The 26,609-nt window shown below is 53.0% G+C and carries 18 protein-coding genes; 9 read left to right on the top strand and 9 right to left on the bottom strand.

From position 1 onward, the window contains the following. Positions 1-9: 9 nt before the first annotated feature. The 4 genes from AC5FXQ_RS13920 to AC5FXQ_RS13935 all read right to left on the bottom strand — a co-directional run bounded on the left by AC5FXQ_RS13920 (position 10) and on the right by AC5FXQ_RS13935 (position 6,429). A complete protein-coding gene (locus AC5FXQ_RS13920; RefSeq protein WP_493603033.1) occupies positions 10-1,389 on the bottom strand; it encodes a RagB/SusD family nutrient uptake outer membrane protein in 1,380 nt (459 codons plus the stop codon). Positions 1,390-1,399: 10 nt separating this feature from the next. Continuing rightward, entirely contained in the window at positions 1,400-4,621 is a 3,222-nt protein-coding gene (locus tag AC5FXQ_RS13925; protein ID WP_493603034.1) for a SusC/RagA family TonB-linked outer membrane protein, read from the bottom strand. Between the two features lie 76 nt (positions 4,622-4,697). Then, positions 4,698-6,062, bottom strand: a complete 1,365-nt coding sequence (locus tag AC5FXQ_RS13930; RefSeq protein ID WP_493603035.1) for a TlpA family protein disulfide reductase — start codon at positions 6,060-6,062, stop codon at positions 4,698-4,700. A gap of 46 nt (positions 6,063-6,108) precedes the next feature. Beyond that, positions 6,109-6,429 carry a hypothetical protein gene (locus AC5FXQ_RS13935; RefSeq protein WP_493603036.1) on the bottom strand — a complete coding sequence of 107 codons (321 nt, stop codon included), beginning with the start codon at positions 6,427-6,429 and terminating at the stop codon, positions 6,109-6,111. Between the two features lie 774 nt (positions 6,430-7,203). Between AC5FXQ_RS13935 and AC5FXQ_RS13940 the strand changes: the two genes are divergently transcribed. The 5 genes from AC5FXQ_RS13940 to AC5FXQ_RS13960 all read left to right on the top strand — a co-directional run bounded on the left by AC5FXQ_RS13940 (position 7,204) and on the right by AC5FXQ_RS13960 (position 11,146). Continuing rightward, positions 7,204-7,620, top strand: a complete 417-nt coding sequence (locus AC5FXQ_RS13940; protein ID WP_493603037.1) for a helix-turn-helix domain-containing protein — start codon at positions 7,204-7,206, stop codon at positions 7,618-7,620. A 281-nt stretch (positions 7,621-7,901) separates the two neighbouring features. Then, complete coding sequence (locus AC5FXQ_RS13945) at positions 7,902-8,897, top strand: HNH endonuclease (protein WP_493603038.1); 996 nt, start codon at positions 7,902-7,904, stop codon at positions 8,895-8,897. Positions 8,898-9,167: 270 nt separating this feature from the next. Next, on the top strand, positions 9,168-9,893 hold the full coding sequence (locus tag AC5FXQ_RS13950) for a DUF6088 family protein (protein WP_493603039.1): 726 nt from the start codon (positions 9,168-9,170) through the stop codon (positions 9,891-9,893). After that, complete coding sequence (locus AC5FXQ_RS13955) at positions 9,890-10,876, top strand: nucleotidyl transferase AbiEii/AbiGii toxin family protein (RefSeq protein WP_493603040.1); 987 nt, start codon at positions 9,890-9,892, stop codon at positions 10,874-10,876. Before AC5FXQ_RS13950 ends, AC5FXQ_RS13955 begins: the two co-directional genes overlap by 4 nt. 66 nt (positions 10,877-10,942) lie before the next feature. Next, positions 10,943-11,146 (top strand): hypothetical protein, encoded by a 204-nt coding sequence (locus tag AC5FXQ_RS13960; protein WP_493603041.1) that lies wholly within the window; start codon positions 10,943-10,945, stop codon positions 11,144-11,146. 232 nt (positions 11,147-11,378) lie between these two features. Here AC5FXQ_RS13960 and proA read toward each other — a convergent pair whose 3' ends face one another. Beyond that, positions 11,379-17,249 carry an anti-phage protein ProA gene (gene proA, locus AC5FXQ_RS13965; RefSeq protein WP_493603042.1) on the bottom strand — a complete coding sequence of 1,957 codons (5,871 nt, stop codon included), beginning with the start codon at positions 17,247-17,249 and terminating at the stop codon, positions 11,379-11,381. A gap of 548 nt (positions 17,250-17,797) precedes the next feature. Between proA and AC5FXQ_RS13970 the strand changes: the two genes are divergently transcribed. From AC5FXQ_RS13970 to AC5FXQ_RS13980, 3 genes are read left to right on the top strand one after another with little or no spacing between them, the layout of a single operon-like run. Continuing rightward, on the top strand, positions 17,798-19,405 hold the full coding sequence (locus tag AC5FXQ_RS13970; protein ID WP_493603043.1) for a hypothetical protein: 1,608 nt from the start codon (positions 17,798-17,800) through the stop codon (positions 19,403-19,405). A 43-nt stretch (positions 19,406-19,448) separates the two neighbouring features. Beyond that, on the top strand, positions 19,449-21,689 hold the full coding sequence (locus tag AC5FXQ_RS13975; RefSeq protein WP_493603044.1) for a TonB-dependent receptor: 2,241 nt from the start codon (positions 19,449-19,451) through the stop codon (positions 21,687-21,689). After that, positions 21,671-22,465 (top strand): DUF4249 family protein, encoded by a 795-nt coding sequence (locus AC5FXQ_RS13980; RefSeq protein ID WP_493603045.1) that lies wholly within the window; start codon positions 21,671-21,673, stop codon positions 22,463-22,465. The genes AC5FXQ_RS13975 and AC5FXQ_RS13980 overlap by 19 nt, the downstream gene beginning before the upstream one ends. A gap of 513 nt (positions 22,466-22,978) precedes the next feature. Here the strand turns inward: AC5FXQ_RS13980 and AC5FXQ_RS13985 are convergent. Further along, the gene (locus tag AC5FXQ_RS13985; RefSeq protein WP_493603046.1) at positions 22,979-23,140 is read right to left on the bottom strand and encodes a hypothetical protein; all 162 of its coding nucleotides are present in this window, start codon (positions 23,138-23,140) and stop codon (positions 22,979-22,981) included. A gap of 140 nt (positions 23,141-23,280) precedes the next feature. After that, complete coding sequence (gene rhuM / locus AC5FXQ_RS13990; RefSeq protein ID WP_493603047.1) at positions 23,281-23,763, bottom strand: RhuM family protein; 483 nt, start codon at positions 23,761-23,763, stop codon at positions 23,281-23,283. A 701-nt stretch (positions 23,764-24,464) separates the two neighbouring features. On the opposite strand from rhuM, the gene AC5FXQ_RS13995 reads away from it, so the two are divergent. After that, complete coding sequence (locus AC5FXQ_RS13995) at positions 24,465-24,881, top strand: hypothetical protein (protein WP_493603048.1); 417 nt, start codon at positions 24,465-24,467, stop codon at positions 24,879-24,881. Between the two features lie 260 nt (positions 24,882-25,141). On the opposite strand, the gene AC5FXQ_RS14000 is transcribed toward AC5FXQ_RS13995, so the two are convergent. Together AC5FXQ_RS14000 and AC5FXQ_RS14005 are read right to left on the bottom strand one after the other, a co-directional pair. Beyond that, positions 25,142-25,570: a hypothetical protein gene (locus tag AC5FXQ_RS14000; RefSeq protein WP_493603049.1), complete on the bottom strand. Its 429-nt coding sequence runs from the start codon at positions 25,568-25,570 to the stop codon at positions 25,142-25,144. 261 nt (positions 25,571-25,831) lie between these two features. Further along, positions 25,832-25,999 (bottom strand): hypothetical protein, encoded by a 168-nt coding sequence (locus tag AC5FXQ_RS14005; protein ID WP_493603050.1) that lies wholly within the window; start codon positions 25,997-25,999, stop codon positions 25,832-25,834. Positions 26,000-26,609 lie beyond the last annotated feature (610 nt).

Genomic DNA, 26,609 nt, shown 5'->3' on the forward strand with positions numbered 1-26,609 from the left:
ATTTAGAAGTTAACGGGGGTTCTGGGGCAGGCCACTGGCCTGCACGACATTGTTCGGGATGGGCCACACGTAGCGCGGGTCGTTGGGCGGCAGCTCATAACGCTGGCCGTCGATAAGGCGCACGAGCGTTTTGGCAAAGCGCGGGTCCTTGTTGAGGCGGCGCAAGTCCTGCCAGCGCAGGCCGCGGAAGAGCAGCTCCTTGCGCCGCTCGGCCAGGATGCGTCCCAGCACATCAGGCGTATTGGCGGTGGTGAGCGGCTCGAAAGCCCCTGCCTTGTAGCGGCGGGCCAGCAGCTGGTTAAGCGTGTGCAGGGCCTCTTCCGGTTGCCCGAGCCGCGCCTGGCACTCGGCTTTGGTCAGGTACAGTTCCCCGGTGGTCAGGGAGGTGGATAAGACCGTAAACCCTCCATAGGATCCCTTGAAAGTGAGTTTTTCCCCCTCGTAGTAGAAGTAAGCCTGCCGGCGCAGGTCCAGCGTGTCGTAGGACTGGTACAGGATGGAATCTACCTGCACCCGTCCGGCAAAAAGGATCTCCAGTGCATACTGGCTGCTGTAAAAGACGACTTCCGGGTTTCCTTGTCCATCGGCGGGGAAGGGAAATTCAGCGCTTGTGTCCAGGGTATTGTAATCGAGCAGGGCGCTGGTGAGCTGGAGGGCGCCCTCCGTGGCGGCCAGGGCCTGGGGATAGTCGCCGAGCTGCAGGTAGGTGCGGGCCAGCACCTGGCGGGCGGCCGCCTTGCCCGGTCGCTGCAGCACGATGGGGCGCTCGGGCAGCAGGGCCTCGGCCCCCTGCAGGTCCTCGAGGATCTGGCGGTAGGTCTCGGCTACGGACTGGCGGGTCGGCACGGCATCCACATCAGCGGAAAGGCGGAGCGGAATGCCCAAGTCCTGTGCGGCCGTAGCGGCATCATAGGGTTTGGCAAAAAGCTGAGCCAGCTGGAAAAAGGCCCAACCGCGGTGAAAGAGCGCCATCCCCTTGGCCTGGTTCCAGGCCTCCTGCTGCGCCGGAGTTGGCTGCAGCTTCTGGAGTCCCTCCAGGACGGTGTTGGCATACAGGATACGGCGGTAGGCGTAGTCCCAGTCGTTCACCGGCTGGCCTTGGTCCACTTCTTTTGCCCAGATATAGCCGTTCTTCTCCTCGGGCCGTGGTAGCAGCTTCCAGGTAGCCGTGGAGACAAAGTAGTCATCGGACCCGATCTCGGCGAGCGCATGGGAGGTGCCCTGGTACATGACAGCGCCGTGGTCCAGCAGCGCCTGCAGGTCTTCCAGGGTGGAAGGCACAACCAGGGTCCTGTCGGGTTTGAGTTCGAGGAACTCCTTCTCACAGGCGGGCAGTACCGCCAGGGAAAGCAGGCACCAGGCCCAGGTAAAAATGTTGTTATTTTTCATGGTGGCAGAATTAAAAGGTTAGTTGCAGGCCGGCGGACAGGCTGCGTGCTGGTGGATAGGTGGTATTGACATAATCGGGGTCCAGGCCATAGGCATTGGCCCGCCAGAGGATGCCCAGGTCGCGGGCATAGAGGAAGAGCTTGAGCTCACCGAAAGGCAGGGATGGCTGCTGCCTGCGGGAGAAGGTATAGCTCAGCTGCGCGTCCTGCAGGCGGAGATGGTCGCCTTTTTCCACGAGTACCTCACTGTAAGTATAGTAATCCTCCCGGCTGTAGTTAAGGGAGGCGGGCATGGCCGGCACCTGGGTGCGTGTTTCATCCCCCGGCTGCTGCCAGCGGGCCTGGTAATCTACATGGGCCACCCCACTGTTGAAGAGGCGACTGTAGTCGATGCTGCCGCGACGGAAGAAATAGCCCGCTTTCCAGGTCAGGTTGGCGCTCAGGGAAAAGTTCTTCCAAGAGAAGGTGTTGCGCAGGCTGCCGAACCAGGTGGGCACGGCACTGCCGTGGTAGACCAGATCTTCCGGTGTCAAACTTTGCTGGTAGGCGCTGTAGCCGGTTCCCAGCTGCCCTTCCACGGGCACCAGCGGGTCTCCGGTCTCAGGGGAGAGACCATGCCAGGGGTAGCTGTAAACTGGGGTAATGGGTTTTCCCGCCACCGGGGGCGGACTGGCAAAGAAGTAGTTGTTTGAATTGACCGCCGGCCGCTGCTTTTCCTCGTAGCCGGTCACCTGGCTCTGCACCTGGCTGACTAGGAAATGGGTTTGCCAGCCCAAGGCACCGGTGAGGTTGTCGGTGCGCAGTGCCAGGTCCCAGCCCGTGGTGCGCACGTCCGCGTAATTGATCCGGTTGCGGACAAAGCCTCTGTCGCCGGAGACAATGCCCGATGTCGGGTCGATGAACACATCGCCCAGCAGGTCGGTGCCCTGCTTGCGGTAATACTCCAGGCTACCGGAGATCCGGTCACGGATGAAGCCAAAATCGATCCCTGCATTAAACGTCACGGTCTTCTCCCAGCGCAGCTGGGGGTTGCCGGCACTGCGCAGGATCGCGTAGGGCAGACGGCTCAGGAGATCCGAGGACGCATAGCTGATCGTGGGGTAGGCGGTCACACTTTTGTCCGTATTGCCGGCCAGGCCATAGGTCGTGCGCAGTTTGAGCTGGGAAAGCCAGTCCTGTTGCAGGAATTCCTCCTCGCTGAGCAGCCAGCTGAGCCCTGCCGACCAAAGGGGTACGCCTTTTTGGTTGGTCTTCACCCCGTAGAGGTTGGAGGCGTCCCAGCGGCTGCTGGCCGACAGAGTGTAACGGTCCCGGAAGACATAGGAGGCATTGGCGTAATAGGAGAGGAAGCGGTCAGTGCGCTCGGTGCGTTTCGTGGCCGGAGCAGGAATACGCGCTGAAGAGGAAGGGCGTGTCTTGTGGAAGGAGAGAAAGTCCAGCACTGTCTGCCCCTGCGCTACTTCGGGGTTGTAGCCGTAGAGAAGGGCGCCCGGGTAGTTGATCTGACGTACTTGACGCGCCTCGGCCCCGGCCAGGGCACTCAGGTAGCCCTGCTTTCCCATCGTACGGGCATAGTCAAGCTGCAGGCGGCCGTACTGGGCGACCAGATTGCTGGAATACTCGGACAGGGTGCCGCCCAAGGGGATGATGCGGGTACCATCCGGTTGCGTGTAGCGGTTGATCAGGTTGCGGGCATGATAGGTCTCCACGCTGTTCAGGTCCGTAGTGTGGTTGGTTTGCAATTGGTGCTGGTAGAGGGCGCTGGCTTTCAGGCCGGGCAACAGCTCATAGGCCAGGCTGCCGTTTAGGCGCGTCTCGGTGACGGTGCTGGTCCTGTCGCGCAGTCGTATTTCATCCAGCGGGCGGAACTGCCAGTCCAGCAGTCCCATTTCGGGCGCCCGGCTCGTATAGGCGCTGCGCAGGTCGCGTGCGATGGGCAAGGGGGTACCTTCGGCATCGGCCAGTCGGGCATAGGGGTAGATGTTGGTCCAGTCGACCGTGCTCAGGCCGCTGATGCCCAGGCCATTTTCGGCAGCTTCGCGGCCGGTATAAGTCAGGCCCGCGGTCAGCTCCAGCTTGGGCAGGAGGCGGATGCTGTTCTGGCTGGTAAGCGTCACGCGGCGGTCTGCGTTGCCAATCAGGGAGGAGAGACCGCGGTCGTAGCCGGCCGAGAGGTAATAGCGGTAGGTGTCGCTTCCCCCGTTCAGGTTGAGGGCATACTGCTGGTGCAGGGCCGGGCGGTAGAGGTGCCGGAGCGCCTCCTCGCGCACGTCCACCTGACGCATGGCGTTGATGCGGGCGCTGGCCTCTTCGGGGGACAGCTTGCCATCCCGTTCCAGTATCCAGGTCTCCACCGCCGGGGAAAGGACTCTGCGGTCGTTTTCCGGATAGAATTTGCGCTCGAAGAGGAGGCGCTCGATGTCGATGAAGTCGGAGGCTGGCAGGAAGCTGCGGCTGTAGTGCAGATCCGGCTTTTCGGTCAGCTGCACATTGGACTGGAAGGCGACCTGGGGAGCCTGGCGGGCACGACCTTTTTTGGTGGTGATGACGATCACCCCGTTCCCGGCACGGGCGCCCCAGATGGAAGCAGCCGCAGCATCTTTGAGCACGGTCACGCTTTCTACGTCATTGGGGTTGATATTGGCGATGTCTCCTTCGTAGGGGAAATAATCCACCACGATGAGCGGGGCACGATTGGCATAGAGGGTGCTCAAGCCGCGCACGCGCAGTTCGGGTTTGCTGTCGGTGCGCTCCCCGTACATGCCGCGGCGGTCGAAGTCCAGGCTGTTGGTCACGCCTTCCAGGCGGCTGAGCAGGTCCGGGCTGGTGCTGCGGGTGAGCAGCTCCCGGTCCACCTGGGTGAAGGAGCCAGTGGCTCTTTCTTGGGGGATGTCCTGGTAACCAGTGGAGACCACGCTGACTTCGCGCAGGCTGTTGCTGCGCTCCAGCAGGGTGAGCTGCAGCGGCGATGCCGGCAGTGAAGCCAAAGGAAACTCGCGGGGGGCATAACCCAGGAGCGTGACCACCAGTGTATCGGGTAAGCTGGAAATGGGGAGTGAGAAACCGCCGGCGCCGTCGGTGGTGGTGCCGGCGCGTCCGCTTTTGAGCAGGACGGCGGCACCTTCGAGCGGCGCAGCGCTCTGCTGGGAACGCACGATGCCTTCCAGACGCTGCTGCGCATAGCCGCAGATAGGTGCCAGGAGGAGCAGCAATAGGGGTAAACTTCGTTTCATTTGGTTGTGGTTTATAAAGATTAGAAATGGTATTCGTTCGTTCAGGCAAGTAATGGGGCACGGGGGAAGCATCCGCTTATTTTGCGCGTGGCGTTGGGGGCACCTCCGATAGTACCAGCATGTCCATCTTGCGCCGTGCCGGGCGCAGGTCCAGGCCATAGGCTTGCAGGGTTTCACGCAGCTGGCCCAGGTCATCAAGGGGCTGGGGCAGGCGGATGTCGATGTGGCCCGTGTAGCCGGTCTCGTCTACGATGGGTAGGGGCTGCCACATGTACCCGTACTGGAGGGCGCTCAGCAGGTGGCTGAAGGGCTTGTTGCGCAGCTCATAGTTTTGCTCGTCCACGTTGCGTTGCGCGGCTCCGCCCTTGCTGGCCAGCAGGTCACGGCGTGTGGTGCGCACGAGCACCAGGCAGTCCACCTTGCGTCGCTGCAGGGAGCCCTGTACGCCCAGGTAGGGGCCAAAGAAGCGGTTGAGGTCCTCCAGCATGATGGCATTTAGCACCTTTCGTGGCTGTTCCTGGGGGAACACCAGGTTGTAGCAATACATGTTCCGGTCCATCCAATTGCGAAATGGGGCATCGATGGTATCGTTTCCGGTGAGGGTCTCAGACTTCTCCCAGAGGATGCGCTGGCGGAGCGTATCGGATACTTCCAGCAGCAGGCGGTTTTGTTCATCGTGAAAGCGGAAGGTTTCGCTGAAGGCTTTGAAGTAGAGTTGCGGTAGTGGGACATTGTAGGCCAGGATGCGGTCTTTATAGTGAGCGGTACCGCCGATGTCAACCGGCAGGCGGGTGGAGAGGGCGGACTGGTAGAGCAGCTGTTCGCCCGTGCCGCCGTTGCCGTTGACGAAAAGCGGCTGATCCTTCTCCAGGCGGACTTCCCGCTTTTCTTTGAACTGAAAGCTCGTGCCGGCGAGGGCGGCGCGGATGTTCTGGGCCGTGGCATACTCGCCTCCGGTGATGGCCAGCACGCGGCCGTCCCGGATCCACACCTGGTGGGGTTTGCCCCGGTGGGGAAAGAGGCGGTGGAGCACGGTGTCCGCAGTAAGGGTCGGCAGGCGCCAGCCCCGCTTCTGCCAGAAGGGAGCCACCAGGCTCACAGGCTCTGCCGTGACAGGCAGCACCACCAGGTCCTCGCCGAATTCCTGCTGCAGGGAGTCAAGTTTGTGGAGGGAGGTGATACAGGGGGAGCACCAGGTAGCCCAAAAGTCGAGCAGGAGCAGCTTGCCCTTGAAGTCGGACAGGTTTGCTTCCGTACTAGCGCCGTTGTGGAGGTTGGTCAGGCGCAGCTCCGGCACGGCATCCCCGATGGTAAGTCCCTCGCTGGTCGAAGAAGCCTGGGCGATGGCCTTGCCCGGCTCCAGGAATGACTGCAGGAGCCAGATTAGGGACAGGCAGAGTAAGGTTCTAAATGGGTAAAAAGAATAAGCGGTGTGTTGCATGGTAAATTAATTAGAAGTGAAGAATAGGTTGTTGGGGGAAGTTTGTTTAGTCGGAGGGCGCCACAAGCAGCGTCCAGTAGGGCGTCAGGTTCAGACTGAGCTCCTCCAGGGCCAGCGCCAGGGAAGAAGGTGCGTCTCGTTTCTCCGCCAGCCGGTAGAGGGCGGAGAGCACCGCGCGCAGCTGTTCATAGAAAGCGATCAGCGTGGTGGTCCGCACAGAGGTGAGGCCGTCGTAATTGGCTTTCAGGGCCAGAATAAACCAGCGCCGGATCTCCAGTTGCGCGGCCTCTTCTGTGTGGCAAGCACAAAAGTCCTGCACAATCTCGGCCGGTGCTGGGGTAGTGAAAGTGTTGATTGCGTTGTTCATAGGTCTAATGGTTAAGTGTAAGCAATAGGGTTCCTGTCAGCCCCTGGTAGGAGCTGCGGCATTCGTAAGAAGTCAATTGCTGCTCACCCGTTTTGTGGCTTTTAGCTGGTGTTAGGGTGAGAGGTGGGAAGGGGGTTAGATTACTCCGGGGGTGAAATCAGCAGCATCCAGGAACGGCAAAGCGCCGGTGCGTCATTACCCGTTAGTGCCGGCTGTGAGAGGAAGAGCGGCGGCTTTTGACCGGCAGGGCCAGGAAGCGGATGTAGAGCCGGAAAAAAAATCGGAGTGTTTTCATAGGCAGAGATAATTGTTGAGGTGCAGGTATAAAAGATGAACTGAGTTGTGAGGGGCATGGCAGCAGCCATCCTTTTATTTCCTGAAGAAAACAACAAATAAGGCGCAAGGGATACAGAGGAAGTCCGTAACCTTAGTCTGCAGGCTGAGCGTGTTTCAGAGGAAATGGAAAAGGTGCTTCTGGTCATTTTTCTGTTGTTACCTCCCTAGCAAGGGAGTGCTGTTATTGGTGGTGGCTGTTTGTCTGCTGTAAGCGTACCTCTCGGTGCTGGAGTTTGGCGACACAGGAGGATGAAATATTCAGCTTATAATATGTCTGAAAACTGTATATTAGCGTCGGGTACAGCCTAACCCTAGCACGAAGATGCAGGAAGAAGTACTTGTATGAAATGTGGTACGCTTGTATTAAACAACTGACAACGTGTGAAATACAAGTGTATTAAAATTGGATTTATTAAATAATTTTCGTAAATTATTCCTATGGAAACAGCAGCCAGAAGACGACCACTTCACCTGGGCGACCATGTGAGAAGAATGCGGACCGCTTTGGGAGTGAAGCAATCCGCCTTAGCCAGCGAACTGGGCACCACGCAGCAGAACATCTCCCGCATCGAGCAGGAAGAGGAGGTAGATGATGTGACGTTGGAGAAGATTGCGAAAGTCTTAGGAGTATCGGCTGAGGCGATTAAGAATTTTACGGAAGAGGGTGCTGTTTTTCATATTCAAAACATGCAGGATCATGCTTCTGCTGGTAATTTCAATCAATGTTCTTTCAATCCCCTAGATAAGTTAATGGAGATAATGGAAGAGAATAAGAAGTTATATGAAAGGCTGCTTCAGAGTGAGCGGGAGAAGGTGTTGTTGATGGAGCGTTTGCTAAAAGATCCTAAGGCTTAGATAGGCATATTTATTTTTTTATATAGGCTTCTTAAAGCAGTAGATCTTTTGTGCGAATCCGAACGGGATTACTTCAGTATCATGCACTTATAAGGTAAAACTTGTAAGTGCTTTTTTTATTTGCACATATTTTGCACACGTTTTATCCCCTTCTATAAAATCTATACATAATGTAGCCTGAAAGTCTACATTAAAGCATCTTTTAGTTTCAAATCAATTTAAAATTGATCTGGTCTAATATTCATGTAAAATTTTATTCACCACCTGCTAATGATTACATAATGATTACAGCCTGCTGCTATAGATGTGACACAAATTTAGTTAAAACCAATAAAACTTTTGAGCACATAATACCCAATGCTATTGGAGGCAGAATTGGCTCCTTCTGGTTACTATGTAGAGACTGTAATAGCTTTTACGGCAATGCTTTTGATTCTGAAATTAGCAGACAGATAGGCTTTCAAGCTCATATTATAAATGCTAAAACAGACCGCTCCCTTCCTGACAAGATAATTGGGTACACTAAAGATGGTGAGGAAATGCAATTTGCTCCCGGCTTAAAACCTTTGAACAAAGTCACTATTAACCTGAAAGACTTAAAGATTGATACTTTTATGAAGAGCAGCGAAGTCCAAAGGTATGTAGGCAAAAAGAACAGAGAAATGGCTAAAAAGGGCAAACAAACTATCTACATACCATATACACGCCTTGCAGGTGACACAGTTTTCTTTAAAAATAACCACTCAACAGAAATAGGTGTTTTAGGATTTGGGGGTGAATTATATTTTAAAGCTATATCTAGAATAGCAGTTAACTTCTATTTATATAAATCAAGTGATATTCGTTTTGTAAAAGATATCATCAACGAACTAGAAGATAATACTGCAGCTCCAAGAGCTAGGTTCTACTATTCTGACACTAACTTGTTAGTAGACACTCAAAAAGATCAAATATGCCACACTTTAGTTCTTAAGGGTGAACCTAAGAAAAGAATCCTGTATGCTTATATCAATTTATTCAGCTGTCATAGCCATTTAGTAAACCTAAATACAGAATATGAAGGCCCAGAACTAAATCACACATACTCTTACGACTGCGTCGGTGGGGGCGAAGTAGACGTGAATGAGTGGCTGTATATCACAAGACCAGAGCTAACTGACTATCCTCTTCTAGATCACAATAAGAGACATCATTTCTCTATAGCATTACATAAAAAAGCACTTGATAATTTTTCTAGAATTGCTGAAAGCCTTCAAACGAGGCATCCAAAACCATAAAAAAAATAGCATTGCAATAATAGCTAACAATACGTTTTTGTCTATAAAGCCTAAGTTTATTTGAAATTCAATAGACTCTCAACATTTTCTGAAGGCAGGTATACCAGGTACCTCTACCAGAAGCATAATATTTCTCCTTTTGGTTTTAAGTAGCTTGCGAAGTTAGATTACAAGGATATAACCGGTAGGTATACCTATTTTTGGTTAAAATGTCCAGTTTTTTAATTAAAAAACTGGACATTTTGTTATCTTTGAAGTGCTAATATACCTATGAAAATAACTGACTACATAGCATCTACAATAGATAGGCTTCCAAAGGGATACATATTCACCTATGCTGACTTTATGACACAGGTGGATAAGAAAGAGGCGGTTATAAAAGCGCTTAACAGGATGGCAGGAGCAGGCAGAATAGCCAAGCTGAGCAAAGGGAAATACTACAAGCCCGAGCAGACACCATTCGGAGAACTTCAGCCCAGAGAGGCGCAGGTCGTAAAAGACCTCCTGGAAGACGATGGGAAGCCAACTGGCTACCTAACAGGCTATAGTATTTATAACCAGTTGGGCCTTACCACTCAGGTAAGCAACACCATCCAGATCGGGAAAAACGATGTGCGGCCCGCTTTCAAGAGAGGAAGGTATACCATCTCCTTTGTCAAGCAAAAAAACATTATCACGAAAGAGTATATTCCCTTACTTCAGCTACTGGATGCCATCCGCTACATCAGGAAAATTCCCGATTCAAGTATTGCAATAGCCTGTAAGAGGCTGCTGGTTATCTTAAAAAGCTTATCCATAGAAGATAAAAGTACCATGGTCAGGTTGGCCCTGAAATATCCGCCGGCTACCAGAGCCCTCCTTGGCGCTTTACTGGACGAGATTGAAAAACAGGTTATCACAACACCATTATACAAATCGTTGAACCCCATTACAAAATATAAACTGACTGGCGTTGCAAATGTGCTGAGCACCGCTAGGAAATGGAACATAGTATGAAGCTGCATCAAGATAGAACTCTCTTTCGGCAGGCGGTGCAGTTTACGGCCGACCAAATGCAAATACCCGCTGTTTATGTGGAGAAGGATTATTGGGTAACTTTTGCCTTGTTCACCATTTTCAGGAGTGAAATAGGGAAAGACACTGTCTTCAAAGGAGGGACGGCCCTATCGAAATGCTACCAGATGATCGACCGGTTCTCAGAAGACATCGATATGGTGCTGTTAAAGCGGGAGGGTGAGACAGCGGCAAAACTGAAGTCCAAGCTGAAGGCTGTGAGTAGTGTTATTGAGGCAGAACTACCTGAAGTAGCCATAGAAGGCGTTACCCGCAAAATGGGAATGAATCGCAAGACAGCACACACCTACAATAAGATAATTGAAGGAAATTACGGGCAGGTACGGGATGTCATTGTGCTGGAGACAACCTGGTTGGGTTATTCTGAACCTTATACTTCCAAAAGTATTGTCTCTTTTGTCGGGAATATGATGCTCAACAACGGACAGCCTAGTATGGCTGCAGCAAATGGATTACTGCCATTTGAGCTGATTGTGTTGGAGCCTGTCAGAACGATCTGCGAGAAGATTATGAGCTTGGTTCGCTTTTCTTACAGCGATAACCCGCTAGAAGATTTAAAGAAGAAAGTCAGGCATACTTATGACCTACACCAGCTTTTACAGCAAAAGGAGTTCAATGAATTTATAAACTCTCCCGCTTTTGATGAGATGTTGTTGAAGGTGGCAAACGATGATGTCATCAGTTTCAAAAACAATAATCTATGGCTTAATAATAAACCAGTTGAAGCATTGGTCTTTAAAGAGATTGACTCAATCTGGCATGAATTGAAAGCGGTTTACAATGGGGATTTCAAAAACCTGGTTTATGGGAGCTTGCCTGATGAACAAGCCGTATTGAGCACACTGAAGCAAATCAAAGATAGACTAGCAAGTGTCAATTGGAACATCAGGGTAGATCCTCGCTAATGGCAACAGGGATACCCTGTTCCAAGAATATAGACGTGCCCCAAGTATTACTAAGAGTATAAAGCCATGACCCCTCAGGAAGCGCGGCAACACCGCAAGAACTTCTGGGTTTACAACAAGGCACAACATTGGGATTTGTATACCGAAATCCTGGAGCACACATTAGCCAAGATGCAATTGGTTCATCTAAATCGAGCGCTGCGCGGTAAACAGGCACTCCAAAAGATGCATGTAAAGCTTGGGATGCCTCGGCAGCTGATCGGTTATTAGTTACTTTCCATCAAGGGTGTTGCCTTTATGCTGTTCTCAAGAGTCTGTAGCTAGGCCACGCGAGGGCCACATGTGCTGCTGACTTTCAGATGGGTTTTAGCACACAACGCATGAAGGGGCTGGCTTATGGGGAATAGCATCAAAACCATAGCGGTATGTATGGGAAATATGTAAAAGCAAGAAGCCGCTCTCAATTTGGAGCGGCTTCTTGCCTTAAATGGTGTATTATGGTCTAATCTGCTAAAACCAGCCTTTCATTCTCTTCCACGGCATAACCTTGTCTGAGTGCCTGTGCAATGCCAGAGGCCATGGCCATTTCCACATTAGCCCCTAAGCGGGCATAGCCGAAGAGCCTGGAGGTCTCGCGGATCAACTCAGCTTTCGGAAGACTGATCTGGTTGAGCAGGACCTCCCGTATACCGTTTGCGATCTCTTCCGGCGGCAAATCATCCGCCTCTCTTTTCTGGGTTTCTTCTTCACTTAGTCTGAAAGAAGCATAGGTATCAGGCGCGTGCTCTTCTTTCCACAGCATCAAGTTTTTCCCCAGCTGTGTCCTTTTGATGGGCAGCTCCGCAAAAAGGCTTTCCAGGTGCGCATTCACTCTGGCTCCGTTGCGCGCTATTCCCCAGGCGGCCAGCACGCGCCTGCTCAGCAGGTTCTGGCTGATGGGGGATTCGATGCTGAGCACCTGCATGATCTGCTGGGCAATCGTAGCCCGATTGCCAGGCTGCAGGAAATCTTCGGATGAACTGGTCAAAACAGGTTCCAGCTGGCACACTTCATAGGGGAGTGCAGCGGTGGCGCAAGCGACTCCGTTAGCTCCATCCCCGGCTTCTTCCATGAACGGAGACGGGCTGGGAACAGTGCCGTTGAACACCAGCTCTCCGGAGGGCTGTGGTACATTGCGCTGATGCCTCATCGCAACAGGAGGGTGAAGGGTCGTGTCTTTTTGCTCCTCTGCTTGTTTAATGGCCGAGAGGATATCGCCGATCGTCTTCTGTGGGTTTTCCCACCAGTCCATCGACCACACTTTGTGTATGTTCCAGCCAAGGAGCCGCAGTACATCGGCCTGCACGATCTCACGGTCCCGGGAGGTCTTGGCACTGAAGTAGCTATGGCCATCGCAGAGCACACCCAGGATATACTCGGCAGGGTTGGCTGGGTTCACCACGCCGATGTCTACCTTATAGTCGGAGCAGCCAATGGCCGTGTGCACCTGGTAGCCAAACTTCCTGATTTCCTCGGCCAACATTTGCTCGAATGAGGCCTCCCTGCCCACCGGAAGCACAGAGCGGCCAGGCAGCGCCGACTTGCCTTTCTCGGCGTAGGCCAGGAAAGCCTTGAGGCCTGCCACGCCTTCCGAAGCCGTACGCGTGATGTCAATCTGGTCGGAGCGCAGGGTGGAGAAAACCTTCATTTCATAGCGAGCTCTGGATACGGCCACATTCAGGCGACGCCAGCCACCTTCGCGGTTAATGGGCCCGAAGTTGAGGCTTACCTTGCCGTGTTTGTCAGGTCCATATCCGATGGAGAACAGGATAACGTCGCGTTCGTCGCCCTGTACGTTTTCCAGGTTCTTGATGAACAGGGGCTCCTCGCTTTCCAGGGCAATCGCCTCCAGCTCAGGCCTTGCCTTGAAGACCTCGTTGAGCAGATCCTCGATCAGGTTTTGCTGCACCACGCTGAACGTGACAATGCCGATACTCCGTTGCGCCAATACCGGATCTGACAGGCGCTGAATGACTTCGTCGACGATGGCTTTCGCTTCCTCCTGGTTTTGACGGGTCTTCCCTTTGTCATAGTAGCCTTCGACTGCCACATGCTGCACCTTGGTGGTGATGTCATCCGTGGAAGGGAAGGTGAGCAGCTGGTTGTCATAGTACTTGGCATTACTGAAAGCGATCAGGCCTTCGTGCTTACTTCGGTAGTGCCAGAGCAGGTAGTGGGACGGCATGGACAAAGCCAGGCAGTCATCGAGGATACTCTCCAGGTCCTCCAGTTCAATATTGTCCTCATCCAGGGCGTTGGACCCGAAGAAGCTGGTAGGTGGCATCTGCTTGGGGTCCCCGACTACGATCACGCTGGTACCCCGGGCAATCGCTCCGACCGCTTCACAGGTGGGCATTTGGGAAGCTTCGTCAAAAACCACCAGGTCGAACTTCGTGGAGTTGACATCGAAGTACTGGGCCACCGAGATGGGGCTCATGAGCATGCACGGGCTCAGGCGTGGCAACAGGTTCGGAATGGAGTCGAACAGCTTCCGGATAGAAGTCGCCCGGCCATTGTTTCGGATGTTGCGCTGCAGGATCCCTATCTCAGAGCTCTGGGAGGCCTCCTGTGCGAAGGAGGGTATTCTGGAAGCGAGGAGGGCGTACAGCTCCTCACGGGTCAGCTGCTCAAAGCTCCTGCTGAGTTCCTTAAACTTCTTGATCTGCTCTTCGAATAGCTTCCCGTTAAAAGCGGAGAGCTGCGGTTCCTGATCAATGATGTAGGACGCGCAGGAACGGTAAAGACCCTTCCTGAAGCAAAGCCCTATTTCCTCGGTGGTGATGCCACCGTTTTCATAAAAGGTAATGAGCGGCTCCAAACCTATAGCGAGCGCCCTTTCCCGTATTTGCAGCCAGTTGATCCAGTCCCTTACCCCGTCAATGGCACTCAGCCACCTGTTGGTATAGGCAAGGCTATTCAGCAGCCAGTCAGGATCTTCGATCTTGAGAGCGCTAACCTCAATCCCCAATAGTTGCTGCAGCGCGCTTTCTTTTTGTTTGATCTCTTGAAAGAGCTGGTGAAAGTCTTGCAACGCGCTTTCATGGGAGGCAAAGTAAGCTTTGCTTCCCTCTCCAAATTCGCCGGCCAGGGCATGGCGCCACTCCTTGGACCTGGAGGCGCTATGGAGCGTGATTCCATGACGGTTGATGGCAATGAGGGTATTGCCTATTTCAATCAGGTTATCCCAGTCACAGGTCTCCTGCTGCCACAGAAAGCCCAACAGTTGTGGGAGGTGGGTTGCCTTTTCGAGTGGTTCCTGCTCGGCCTGGTAGGCGATGATTTGCTTCAGTACTTCGGGGACTTCCTGCTTTGCTAAATTGCCTGTTAGGCTGAGCATTTTTAGTTCCTTGGCAAGAGAAGCCTGTTTCAGGAATTTAGGGAGAAACCACTTTTGGTCGGCTATTGTCCAGGCCTGTAGGGTCTGTTCGGCGGGAAACGTAAGAATGGATTTGCTGAACCGCTGCAGCAACTGTTGCTTGAAGGCATCGCGCTTCTTGCCATGCGCTGCCAGGCCGATTACCTGGGACAGGCTTTGCTCCAGGTGTTCTACCTGCAGCAAGGAGGCGGGAATATCGGGCAGGCGGAGGAAGAGTATTGTCATTTGAGCCAGAGCTTCTGCCTCTTCCCTTCGCAGGAGTGGTGTGTTTAATTTCAGGATAGGGGATACAGAGGCCACCGTTTCCTGGTATTGTAGCAGCAGGTCTCTGTAGCCATTGATCAGCTGCCGTGCATCGCTCTTTAGCTGCTGGGCATACTGCTTTACCTTTACCGCCTCCAGCGGGTGCTGGTAGGGGTGCCCGCCTACGGAGCCTATTACCTGGACCTGGTCCACGATATCCTGCCATTCCGTGAGCTGAGAGGGCGTCAGGGTTGCCAGTTGCGCCGGCGTGAAAGTAAGGCCATCCGGCACCTGGCCCAGTTGGCTGTACTGAGAGAAGGCTTCAAAGAGGGAGAAGCCAAATCCATGCTGTTTGTGGAGGGCCTGCACGTAGTCATTGAGCTCCGTACGCGTGGCCAGGAGACGCTCAGCTTCCGCCTCAAAGTGTTGAGGTGATACTTTGCGGCTGATTTCCGAGGCCCGTTTTAATTGCTCCAGCACGGCTGACTTCTTAGACTTGTTGGAGTGAAGTTCCAGGCAGAAGGCGCCGATGCCAATGGATTCCAGGCGATTCTCTACTACTTCGAGCGCAGCTTTCTTGGCGGAAACGAAGAGTACCTTCTTCCCGGCATACAGGGCATTTGCGATGATGTTGGTAATGGTCTGGGACTTCCCGGTGCCGGGAGGGCCGTGCAGCACAAAGCTTTTCCCCTGCGCGGAACTGAGGATGGCCTCGAGCTGTGAAGAATCCGTACTGATGGGAAGGGCGACCTCGGTCGGATGCAGTTCCGTGTCCAGTGCCTTTACCGTGGGGATCGTTTCGGGTTGCCAGGCCAGCATGCCGGTGATAAGGCTCTTGACAATTTTGTTCTCGCTGAGCTTGTCGGCATTGTGATGTATGTCATTCCAGAGGATGAACTTACTGAAAGAGAAAGTGCCCAGGAGTGCCTGCTCTTCTACATCCCACCGGGTATGGGACATAATGGCTTTCCGGATGATGTTGAAAACAAGCTTCACATCCACGCCACTTTCGTCTTTTGGGAGATTCTCCAGCCCCCCAATCTGGATACCGAAGTCCTGGCGCAGCATTTCCAGCAGCGTGATGTTCATCATCGTCTCCTCTTCCCGGCTGCGTATCACATAGCCTTTCTGCGCGGACTTGCGAATGATTTCAACCGGCAGGAGCAGGATAGGGGCGTAGCGCGGACGCTCACTGGCCGGCGTCTCATACCACTTCAGCAGACCGAGGGCGACGTAGAGCGTGTTGGCTCCGTTCTCCTCGATTGCCTGTCGGGAGCTCCGGTAGATGTTAGTGAGACTGTGCTGCAGCTCGGTTTCAGTGAGGTAGGAGCGAAGCCGCTTCTGCGTAAACTCATGCCTGACCAGGTCTGCCACGGGATCGGACTGGTGGAGCGCCTGGTAAATACCCGTGTTTCGCAGCGAGTTCTCCCAGTCAGCAGGCTTGGGAAGAATCTGGAACTCCTTTCCATCGGCCAGGCTGTCCTCAAAGTGGCCCAGGTTCATGGTCATTAACTGCAGGGTACTCTTGGTCAGCCTGATGTTGAGGAGATTGTTGCGAAGCGTCAGGTCCAGGAGCTTGCGCTCCCAAAGACGCTGCTTGGAGACTTTGACCTGGTCTACCTCCTGCACTTCAATGCCGGCGGTTAATGTTTCAGGGGCATCGCTTTTGCGCTCTTTCAGTGGTGGCTCCTGGATAATTTCCCAGCCATCTGCGCTGTGCACCCTGAGCGGTAAAGGCCTGATGCCGCTGAAACGGGTGCGCTGAATGTCTATGAACAAGCTGAACTCATCATCCCGTTTCATATGCAGATTGGCCGCCGAAACCGCAGCATCGAACGATACAGGCCTTCCTGCATTCATACTAACAGCTTCCACCAACACGATCTCATTAATGCCGTCGGCCGTTCGCTTTGTCAGCAAGGAAGGATCATCATTGACCGGGTCGGCGAAGGATTCTTCGATTAGCCAGCCTCCGACAAAGGCATGGCCTTTAATCAGGACCAGAAGGGGACGAATGCCAACTGCCTCCAGACAGGCGGCATAGAGTAGGGAGATGTCCAGGCAGTTGGCAAGCTTGTGAGTGAAAATAGTGTCACACATGCGAATGCGCTGACCGTCTTCCTCAAAGCTGGCGGGTACACTGCAGTAAACGATTTCCAGACCTGCAATAGCTTCGTACAGGGCAGCCATCTGCTTGCGCACTCTGTCCGGGTTCCGGCTTTGGTATTCATCAAAAGACGGGCTTCCTGTCCATCTCTCGAGGATAGTAGCCGCCTGTGAGATGATCCTGGAAACCTGCGCATGATTGGGCGTCACAAAAGCGGCCAGCATTTCTGGGAGCACAGCCGCCCCGCCCCACTGGTCGTAGGCCAAAACAGCTACGGGGTAATTACCTGTGTAGAGCGTGCTGCCATCCGCTGTAAGAGTGAGCGTGAAATTCCCCGAGACCCGCTCTGTCAGATTGGACAGGTAGGAGGATGACACTTTCAAGTGCACAGCATCGAGTTCAAAACTTTCCCCTGCTTTTAGGACATCGACCTGGTGCTCCCAAGGGGTAACAAAATCCGGATCGCTAATTAGCCCTATGCTGATATTCTGGACGTCGCTCTCGCCAGTGTTCTTAACCAGTATCTTACGAACCACGGTGACGTGGTTTTGTTGCATCGCGAAATTAAGGGAGGGGGAGTAAATGAATTCAACTTCTAGCGGTGTCATCGAATAGGAGGTATATAAGTAATGGGTATAGGACTTTTCTCTTTATAATTCTAATTAAATTAAGTCAATATTGCAACTTTTACTATATTTATTTTAATAGATATTATATGGCTCTGCTAGATCTATGCTAATAAGGGGATGAACATCTCGGATGCGGTGTGTTAGAAATAATATAATTTAAGCGCAGTGTGCTACAGTAGCGTGTTACTTAACTGTAAGGAGCAATCTGCTCCCAAAATTTCGCCAGCTGAGCATCTCGATGGATATAAAGTGAAATAACAAACTCCAAAACCCAAGGATAAACTGGTGATTTGAGAAAGGAAGGAGCAGATAAGGCTGGCCTTCCTTTTTTATGGGGTGATACAACAGCAAGGAGCGAGGCTAGTAAGAAGCAGCGCACACTAATTGATTAGAAATGAACCCTTTCCAAATATTACATATAAAAGCTCCTATATAAGTGAAAAACAATATAAATTTGCAGCATTATTAAATTTTTACTACTGCGTCAGGCGGGTTTCGAGACGAAAACAAACAACTTTAATTTTATAATGATAGCAAAAAGGATTAGCGTACTGGCACTTGGCTGCCTGGCATTGTTCTCCAGCTGTGAGAAAGACAGTGATTTGCAAGGCGAGGTGGACCGCCTGGAGAAAGAGTTGATCGCCGAGAAGGGGAAAACCGTAGTGGACATCAAGAAGGAGGGAGAAAACCTGGTGGTGGTCTACAGCAACGGGACATCCCAAACCCTGCCTTACACCGAAGCGATCAAAGGCAGCATCGGAACGCAAAGCGGCACCGGCATTGAAAGCATCACTTACAGCGAGCAGTCCGGGATCCTGACGATCAAGCTCACAAACGGAGAGGTGTCCGAATTTAAAATATTTGATAACGGTACGGATTGGAAAGCCGTCCTGGTGGGTGATACGAATGGTCGCCTGTTTATCGAGGAGGCCCTCTTGGGTGCTGTGCCGATCATCAAAGCCACCTACAATGATAGCTACCAGCTCACTTTCCTGGAAAGTTACCGGGCGGAGCAGATGCAAATACGCAAGGCCTTTGATCTTTCCAAAAACTATGCAAATGGTGTGCTAAACCGTTACACGCATAAAACCTACGCTTTATCGGACCGAACAGAGGAGTATATATATGAGTATGTGCGTGAAAACCATGTATCACAAGTAACCTTTGGCCAGTATCGGAATTACAGCTTTCTGGAAGCAAACGGGGACGGTACCTACAGTCATTACCGTCACACGAATTCCCGTGACAACCAGCACCAGTATACCAAAACATCCATTTGTATACTGATTCCAACAAGCAACCCGGAATCTGACAGCTACACGGTCATCCGGAAAGTAGGGGATAACCAGTATTACTATTACACTTCGCTTGATCAAACGGAGTCGGGCAAGGTGTATGCCTTGGAACGCATTGTGACGATGCTACCTAATGTCAATGCAGGAGATATTTTAAGAACCCACACTGTAGACTTAGAAACAGACCCACAGGGGCGTGTGCTGAAGTCCTACAAAGGAGACGCAACGAGCGCCCCGGCTACCAGCTACATCAGTTACGAATACAACAGTCTTGGGTTGGTGAAGTCCACCAGGTCTTTTTTCAGGAACGATAAGGGCAGCTGGGTAGCGGATGGACGCGTGGAAACCTACCACTACAACAAGGAGAACCGCCTGGTATCGATCGTCCGCACCTATGCCGATGGCAGCACGCAGGAAGTGCAAAAGGCGGTGTACGACAAAAATGGCAACCCGCTGGAGATTTGGGCCTGGGAACCTGCCGTTTACAGTTATACCTGGAAGCTGGATCCACCGACAGGAGAATACAGGCCTGTCGAAAAGCTATTGCAGGAGGCCGGGCTGCGCAAGATCGCCATGCTGGAGTATGATTATGCCTTTAAGAACTTCCTGGGCAATACGGTGCAGGCCCTGGTACCGGAACTAGAAGGATACAAGATCGTCAATGCCCTGAAGCGTGCTACCAGACCCAACTCATATGCTTTTGCCAACATGGAGTACAAGGAGTTTGATGAATACGGCTATCCGCGCCGCATGAAAATGGATGCTTCTTTTACTGATGTGCATGATGCCTTCAGTGCTAACCTGGAGGTGGTGCTCAAATACAAAGTCAGAGCGAAGTAACATTAACGGAAGCCCTCTGTCACAGCAGAGGGCTTTTTCTGCTATGCGGTTTCCGGCCTTTTTTTTCTTCTTCCTCCTTTTTCCGCTCGGGCTGTACGGTCAGGTGGGGGGCCATGTCTATGATGAACAGAGCAAACAGCCTGTCCCTCAGGTGCTGCTCCGCACATCTGACACACTGGTATACAGCGATGCCCACGGTGCTTTCAGCATACCTGCCAGGCCGGAAGGTGGCAAGCATGTCCAGATCAGCCTGAGTCATCTGCTCTACCAGGATACCACGCTGGCCGTGGATCAGGAGGGACTGGTAACGGTTTATTTAAAACCAAGGACCTTTGGTCTGGCTGAAGTTGAAATCACGGCGGCCACCCAGCTCTCCCGATCGGGCACGGAGGCGGCAAAGCTGAGCAGAAAAGAGCTGGACAACATGGCCAAGCCGCTCGGGGAGGCTGACCTGATCAAGGCCATGCAGCTTCGGCCGGGCGTCTTGCAGACAGGGGAGACGCAGACAGGGCTCTTTGTGCGGGGGGGCAGCAACGCCCAGACGGCGGTGCTCCTGCAGGGCACGCCTATTTTCAATGCGGCCCATTTGCTCGGCATCAACAGCTCCCTGGATCCGGACGCGTACTCGTCGGTCACACTGACCACGGGCGGGTTCACTGCCCGTGAGGGCGCCTGGCTCTCGGCCTACCTGCAATCGGAGCCCAGGGCAGAAACGGTCGAGCGGCATCAGTTAAAACTGGGTGTCGGCATATTGAGCTCCGAGGCTTCTTACCAGCGCCAGTTTCCGGGCGCTAAAACCAACGTATATTTCAAGGCAAAGTCCTCTTATTACCAACTGCTGGCAAAAGCGTATCGGCAGTTGCATGGAGCGAGTGAAAACAGCAACACGCTGCCGGACTATGCCTTCAGCGACCTCAACCTGCAGACCTTCACCAGGTTTCGGAACGGCAGCCTGTCCCTTGCCCTTTTTGGTAGCCAGGACCAGTATGACGGCACGACGGATCGGTTTTCCCTGGCTTCCGGCTGGGGTAACCGGCTGGTGTCAGCCCGTTGGAAGCAGACCCTCGGTCCCGGCTGGCTGGAGCTCACGCAGGGCTACAGCAGGTACGCCTTCACCATGCAGCATCAGCGCCAGGAGCAGGATAATGTAAACCAGGAGACCACAGGTTCCTTTTCCACCCTATTACTGGGCCTGCCCCTGGGAAAGAACGGTTATTGGGAAGCTGGGGCATTTCTGCAGCACATGCAGGCAGGCATGCAGGCTACCCAGCAGGATGCGGACAGCCGGTTGCTCCTAGGCGATTCAAATCTGGAAAAGCTGACGATGGGAGGACTTTTTTCAAAGGCACAACTGAGGCTCGGGGCTTTCACGGCCACGGGAGGAGGGCGTCTCTACCGTTATGACCGGGGCTTCTTGCTGGCGCCCCGCCTGCGGGTTCAGCTGAGCGAATCCGCCTGGGCACCGGGTGTGTATTATGACCGCACCTTCCAGTTTCACCACCAGGTCAACATTCTGGGGGTGAACATGCCCTTTGACTTCATGCGGCTGGCGTCAGCGAAAATGCCCGTGCAGCAATCAGACCAGGTAGGGCTTTCCTGGAGCAGGCAGTTACACCAACACCGGCTTACGGGCGGTATCTACTTTCGCTGGTTGGCAGGGCAGCTTTTTTATGCCAATGGAACCGCCCTGCTGCGGGATTTTGAAAGGCGCTTCGAGGCCCATGACGGCAGGGCTTACGGACTGGAGCTGGAATACCAGGCAAGCATTGGCCATGCGACACTGACCACCAATTACACATTGGCTTACAGCCAGGTGGCGGTGGCCAACGCGGGCGGGCTGGTGGAATGGGCTTATCCGGTGCAGGACACGCGGCACCAAATCAATGCCAGCATAGGGTATACCTTCGCCCGGCATTGGCAGCTGACCGGGCAGTGGTTCCTGCAGTCAGGAAGTCCCTATACCTTCCCCACGGGCATTATCCCCGCACAGGGCATGAGCCCGGGCGTAAAGCCAAGGCTGGTACCCTTGTTTGAACAGATAAATAACGTACGGACTCCGCTGCGGCACCGGCTGGACATCGGCCTGACGCGTAGGGTGCAGCACCAGAAGCGTACCTCGGAATGGAGTTTTGGCATTTACAATGCCTATAACCAGGCGAATCCTTACTTCCTGTACTTTGATGTGATCCGGCAGGAAGACGGCACGGGCCAGCTAGTGGCCAAACAAAGATCCATGTTACCCCTTACCCCAAGCCTCCGTTACACATGCACTTTCGATCTGTAAGCTACTTGCTGCTGCTGCTCCCGCTTGCCGCTGCCTGTACCCTGAAGGAAGAGGCAGACATCGTTTTTCCTAAAAGCCCGGATAAGCTGTTTGTGGAGAGTTACCTTTCAACCGGAGAGCCCATCCAACTCAGCCTGTTGCGCTCGAATAGTTTTCAGGAGGATCTGTCACTCCAACTGGTATGGCGCGCCAGGGCAGAGCTGGAGCTGCCTGATACCACGATTTCGCTTCAGAACATCTACTACACGGATAGGGAGCGCGGCAAGGTGGTGAACTATGTGAGCACTTACCGGATGCCGTCCCTGCAGCCGGGTGATTCTGTGCGGCTGCGCATTATCTCTGAAGACAGGAAAGACACGCTTTGGGCTGCTACTGAACTGGTGGAAGCCATTAACATCACGAAGTGGGCTGTCAGCGGACAACAGTTGGTACTGCAGTGTGCCCATGGCACGAACACCAGCAATCGCTTTTATGGGATTTACCTGGAATATGAGAGGGGAGGTGACCTGGTAAGGAAGTCGGTTTTTTATGACTACTCCCGTATTGAAAGCCCTGATATAACGTTTCGTCTGGAGGTCCCACGCGGAGAACGTTCCTATCGTGTGATTGTATACCGTATTACACCGGCGAACTATCACTTTCAAAGAGCCTTGCAGCAGGCCTCCCGCTCCAACGTGGATCCCTTTGAGGCGCCAGTTCTCCTGCCTACAAATATCCGGGGAGGGCAGGGCATCTTCACCTATAGCACAGCAGACAGCCTGGAGATAGTGTTTTAAGCTTCTATACTGAATCAGGAATTCATATCCGGTATATCGATGTATTGTAGAAGCAGCCTGTCCAGTTTTTTAACTAAAAAACTGGACAGGCTGGAGTTGCGCGGGTAGGGAATGATGACGGTTGCTTGATCCAGGCGCATAAACGGTGCCTAAGGTACGATATGCACCTGTATGGGCTTTGTGGAGCAGGTGAAAGGTAAGTGGTAGCAAAGTTCCTGATTAATGCCAGGTGCACGCATCAGGGAAGGCTTATGTGCATGCTGATGGAAGTGCCTCCCCGAGAGGCCCTCAAGCCTGATACCTACGCTGTGCAGAAGTTTCATCGTCGCTGCTCGGCTGAAATGGTCAGAAGAATGAGCCAAGGGGCTAGGTGTTACATAGAATTTAAACTATATTTGATGGAGGGGTAGGTGCGGGCCATGGCTAGCAGTTGAGGCTTACCAAGGCCAATCCCTGGTGCCCCAAAACTTTTAACAGATCATGCAAGCGAGAGGAGTGCAGCTAAGTTTATTTTCAGAAACCAAAGCGCCAGCGGAGAAAACCTGTCATGTGGTGCCTCGGAGCATAGCGCCCCGGTGGGTCTTTGGCCGGATCGATAAAAAGGAAGGCAGGCACCTCTGGGTGCAGAAAGAGCATCCGGATGCTGCCGTGATCTGCGTCGCACATCCACTTCACAAGCAAGCCGCTGATCCCTTGCTTCCCTAACCCCCTCAAATCAAACTGGAGCTAGGACCTGAGCCCAATTCGGAATGAGTAAAGTCGGCAGACGGTATGGCAGTCACAAAATGGTAAGCGGGAGTCACTGCTTACCTGGCCTAGCCCTGATTGGCCTTGTCTTTAATTTCCCGGAAACGCCCCAACAATTTTTCAGGTATTCCCTGTCCGGATGCCGCTGCCTGCAGGCGGGCATCATCCAGTACGAACCCCTGTTCGATGTAGCGACTGATCACGCTCGTCATCCACCTGCGAAATTCCGATGCCTGAGCGGACTGGGCCCGAAAGCCCAGCGTAATGACGGCGTCCAGCCGATAGTAGAGCAGCTCCCGGCTCACCACGCGTTTGCCCTCCTGTTTGCTGGTACGGAACCTGCGCATAACCGCGGCCTCTTCTAGCTCGCCATTGGCGAATAGGGTCCGCAGGTAGCTGTGCAATAGGATGACGTCAATGCCAAAGAGGGTTTCCAGCTGCTTGAGATTGAGCCAGTAGGCATTGTCCTGATACTGGGCCTCCTGCAGCACAGTACCTTTGGTATCATGCAGCTGGGTGAGGAGCTCGTGTATGGTCAGGACAGTAGGCATAAAGCCTTAAACGGCAACTGCCCTTGTATCGTTCAGGCGGGTGCCTTCCTTCAGGCGGAGCTTCCGGGGGCCAGAAACGGTTTCAAGCGGGCCCATCGCGGTGTTTGTATGGACATTCGGCAGGTTGGTGTAATAAGTTATTCCGTTCGGGATGCATGTTGTAGCTTGAGGGAAAAGAAATCAGGCAGTACAGGCTTTCCTGATCAGCAATGGAAGTAGCCTTTAAGCCAAAACCCTATTTGACCATGTTGGAAAGTGCTTTCGCAAAAAGGCTGGACCTAGTCTCACAGGCCTCCGGCTTAGCCTGGCGCATGCCGGCATAGCTGGCTTTTCAGAAGAAGGGAGTACCATCACTTTTGATAAGTAAAGCAGGCCGGAACCCGCACTCCCGGGCTGACGGGCAGCCACCCAACCGATTGACATGATGAAACGCTTGTTGTGTTATGCTACAGGCCCATGACCGGAATGACCGCGTCCTGGTTACCTTTGGCCACGGGCACGCGCTGGCACTGGAGCCGGCCCTCCAGCAGCTCATTGCAAAGAAAAGAAAATAACATAGTGCTGCAGCGAAAGCGTAATCAATCGATGACGCAACAGGCACTGTGCCTGTTGGAAATTTATCAATTGCTCCCTGCTGTATGGGCGCTTCGCCTGTTCAGGCGCGTGCCTGCCAGGCGAAGGATGGGTGAATGAAGTCGCTTATGAACGTATTATTCTATTTTTTTGACAGGCTCCAGCGATGCGTGGACGGCAGCCTGCTTTGGGAAGCAAAACGAGGGTCCGACAGGAGCGTCTCGAACGGCATCGAAGTCCTGCAGATCTGGCTGCTTTTGTCCTGCCTGGTGTATTATACAGTCAGTGTCAGGGAAGAATTGGTGCCATCGTCTTTACAGGCGCCGGTCTTTGGGGCGGTCATACTCTCCCTAACCCTTGTCAATTATACCGTGCTGGAGAACAGGAGACCTTGGCGCAGGGACAGTAAGTCGGTTGATTTATGGACAGGGAGGGAGAACAGGAGGGGAGTAATGCTCGGATGGCTGTTCGCTTTGCTGGTACTGGTCAATATAGCATTCACGTCCTACTTGCTGGACTATATCGACTGGGAGGTATACCGCTAGCCAAAGGAGACCAACCCAAGCCCTGGGCCTTGCCTGACCTTCGTTTTCCTAGGTAACCTCCCTTTTGACCAAAAAAGGCATAAGAGCTTGCGATTGTGCATATGAGGCAGCTGATCAGAAATAAGAGCGGTCATCAAGGCTTCAATGACCTAAATGTACGTGTTATTGCCGAGGAGTCTTACGAATAGACAACCACCGTATTCTCCCATGTCCCTCTGGGAACAGGACGAGTTGCTTTCATACCTGTCAGGGAATACCTTTTACAACAGCCATTCTCGTGCCCGGGCGGTATCCAGGAAAAGCCGGGTTTCGATCGCTTTACGCGTTGAACCGGCGTATTTGGAAAAATGCTTCACCAGGCGATCCGTGTCCATGAGTTCCAGGCTTATGTGGGAGACCACGCAAGCCTGCAGCTCCAAGGCGGTGGCGCTGAGCAGCGGGATCAGTTCTTCCATCAGCCAGTGCTGATCTGCCAGTTCCAGGTAGAGGATAGTCCGCGTATCATGGAGCAGCCAACGGCATTCGCAGTCCAGCAATAGTTCTGCCAGCAGGTAACAGTTTGAACGGAGCTCGACGCTGGATGGATGCTGCAGCCACCTGACGATCACCATGCCTGCCGGCTCGCCCAGCCATACTTCCAGGTAGTCGTTTTTTAAAAGAGGAAGGATGTCTTTTTCATTTATCTTCATGGCAAGGGAAGGGGGCTGATATGGACGCTTAGCAGTTGTCCTCTAAATTAACATGTTTATTATGCAAATATAAAGATGATTTATGATTTTATTTATTAAATCAGCTTGCTGCAGGCATCTGTGTTTCTGTGCTGTCACCAACCAGATGGCGTACACAAACGCTGGCTAATCGACTTTATTTCCCTGGGTTGCAAAGTGCGTAATCCTCGCAGGTCCACGGATCTGTTTCCCGTTGGAACCAACACGCCGGCTTGTTTTTATTCAGGTATAATGCCGCTCTGCTTTGAAGAGACGATCGAACACAAGCGCCCACCGCTGGATTTGAGCTAAGACCACCGCCGGCTGTGCTGTCCCCGAGCTGAGGGCGGTGTTGCTACCTGCCTTGTCTTCCAGGTCCACGAAACGCAGTCGTGGGCAGGAAGCCCACATTCCCCTTACAGGTCCCGCTTAGGATTCCCACAGACGAACAACAAGCTTGTCTTCCTGCGTGCAGCCGGGTGCTCGCATGTGCTGAAGGGATGGATCTGCATCCATGATAGGAGCTGTGCTACCACCTGCCTACCGCTAGATGGCAAAAAAAAACAGTAAATATTTCAGCGATTTTACCGCTTGCTGCAGAAGCAGTTGCGCTTTTTAAGTTGCCTGATTTACGGGAAAGGGGAGGATGCACAGAAGCAAATAACTGACTTGTCGCTTGCAAAGTGAAATATAATTTCTACCTTTGCATCCCCTTAGAGAAGCACCCGAAACAGTGTAGTATAACATTTTGGTGATAGGCTTTAAGGTGAGTGCCGGCTGGTACGCTGCGGAAAGGAAGACTGTTCCTTTCGAAAAGTTCTTTGAAAGATTGATTGAGACAGAAATTTAAGGTAATCCGAGCGGGTGATTCTAATATCAACCGCGTCAATTCAAATTTGAATTAAAAAAGGAAAAGGCCACGGGTCGAACGGACACATTGGTTCTAGCGATAGAGCCTGAAAAGTAAACACTACAATGGAGAGTTTGATCCTGGCTCAGGATGAACGCTAGCGGCAGGCCT

This window comes from Pontibacter sp. LHS1, from assembly GCF_058932855.1.

Bases quoted from the DNA above. Each gene is read 5' to 3' on its own strand.
- AC5FXQ_RS13940 (WP_493603037.1), top strand. From the start codon at position 7,204: ATGGAAACAGCAGCCAGAAGACGACCACTTCACCTGGGCGACCATGTG.
- AC5FXQ_RS13945 (WP_493603038.1), top strand. From the start codon at position 7,902: ATGATTACAGCCTGCTGCTATAGATGTGACACAAATTTAGTTAAAACC.
- AC5FXQ_RS13970 (WP_493603043.1), top strand. From the start codon at position 17,798: ATGATAGCAAAAAGGATTAGCGTACTGGCACTTGGCTGCCTGGCATTG.
- AC5FXQ_RS13975 (WP_493603044.1), top strand. From the start codon at position 19,449: ATGCGGTTTCCGGCCTTTTTTTTCTTCTTCCTCCTTTTTCCGCTCGGG.
- AC5FXQ_RS13930 (WP_493603035.1), bottom strand. From the start codon at position 6,062: ATGCAACACACCGCTTATTCTTTTTACCCATTTAGAACCTTACTCTGC.
- AC5FXQ_RS13980 (WP_493603045.1), top strand. From the start codon at position 21,671: ATGCACTTTCGATCTGTAAGCTACTTGCTGCTGCTGCTCCCGCTTGCC.
- AC5FXQ_RS13960 (WP_493603041.1), top strand. From the start codon at position 10,943: ATGACCCCTCAGGAAGCGCGGCAACACCGCAAGAACTTCTGGGTTTAC.
- rhuM (WP_493603047.1), bottom strand. From the start codon at position 23,763: ATGCCTACTGTCCTGACCATACACGAGCTCCTCACCCAGCTGCATGAT.
- AC5FXQ_RS13995 (WP_493603048.1), top strand. From the start codon at position 24,465: ATGAACGTATTATTCTATTTTTTTGACAGGCTCCAGCGATGCGTGGAC.
- AC5FXQ_RS13950 (WP_493603039.1), top strand. From the start codon at position 9,168: ATGAAAATAACTGACTACATAGCATCTACAATAGATAGGCTTCCAAAG.
- AC5FXQ_RS14005 (WP_493603050.1), bottom strand. From the start codon at position 25,999: ATGTGGGCTTCCTGCCCACGACTGCGTTTCGTGGACCTGGAAGACAAG.
- AC5FXQ_RS13935 (WP_493603036.1), bottom strand. From the start codon at position 6,429: ATGAACAACGCAATCAACACTTTCACTACCCCAGCACCGGCCGAGATT.
- AC5FXQ_RS13920 (WP_493603033.1), bottom strand. From the start codon at position 1,389: ATGAAAAATAACAACATTTTTACCTGGGCCTGGTGCCTGCTTTCCCTG.
- AC5FXQ_RS13955 (WP_493603040.1), top strand. From the start codon at position 9,890: ATGAAGCTGCATCAAGATAGAACTCTCTTTCGGCAGGCGGTGCAGTTT.
- proA (WP_493603042.1), bottom strand. From the start codon at position 17,249: ATGACACCGCTAGAAGTTGAATTCATTTACTCCCCCTCCCTTAATTTC.
- AC5FXQ_RS13925 (WP_493603034.1), bottom strand. From the start codon at position 4,621: ATGAAACGAAGTTTACCCCTATTGCTGCTCCTCCTGGCACCTATCTGC.
- AC5FXQ_RS14000 (WP_493603049.1), bottom strand. From the start codon at position 25,570: ATGAAGATAAATGAAAAAGACATCCTTCCTCTTTTAAAAAACGACTAC.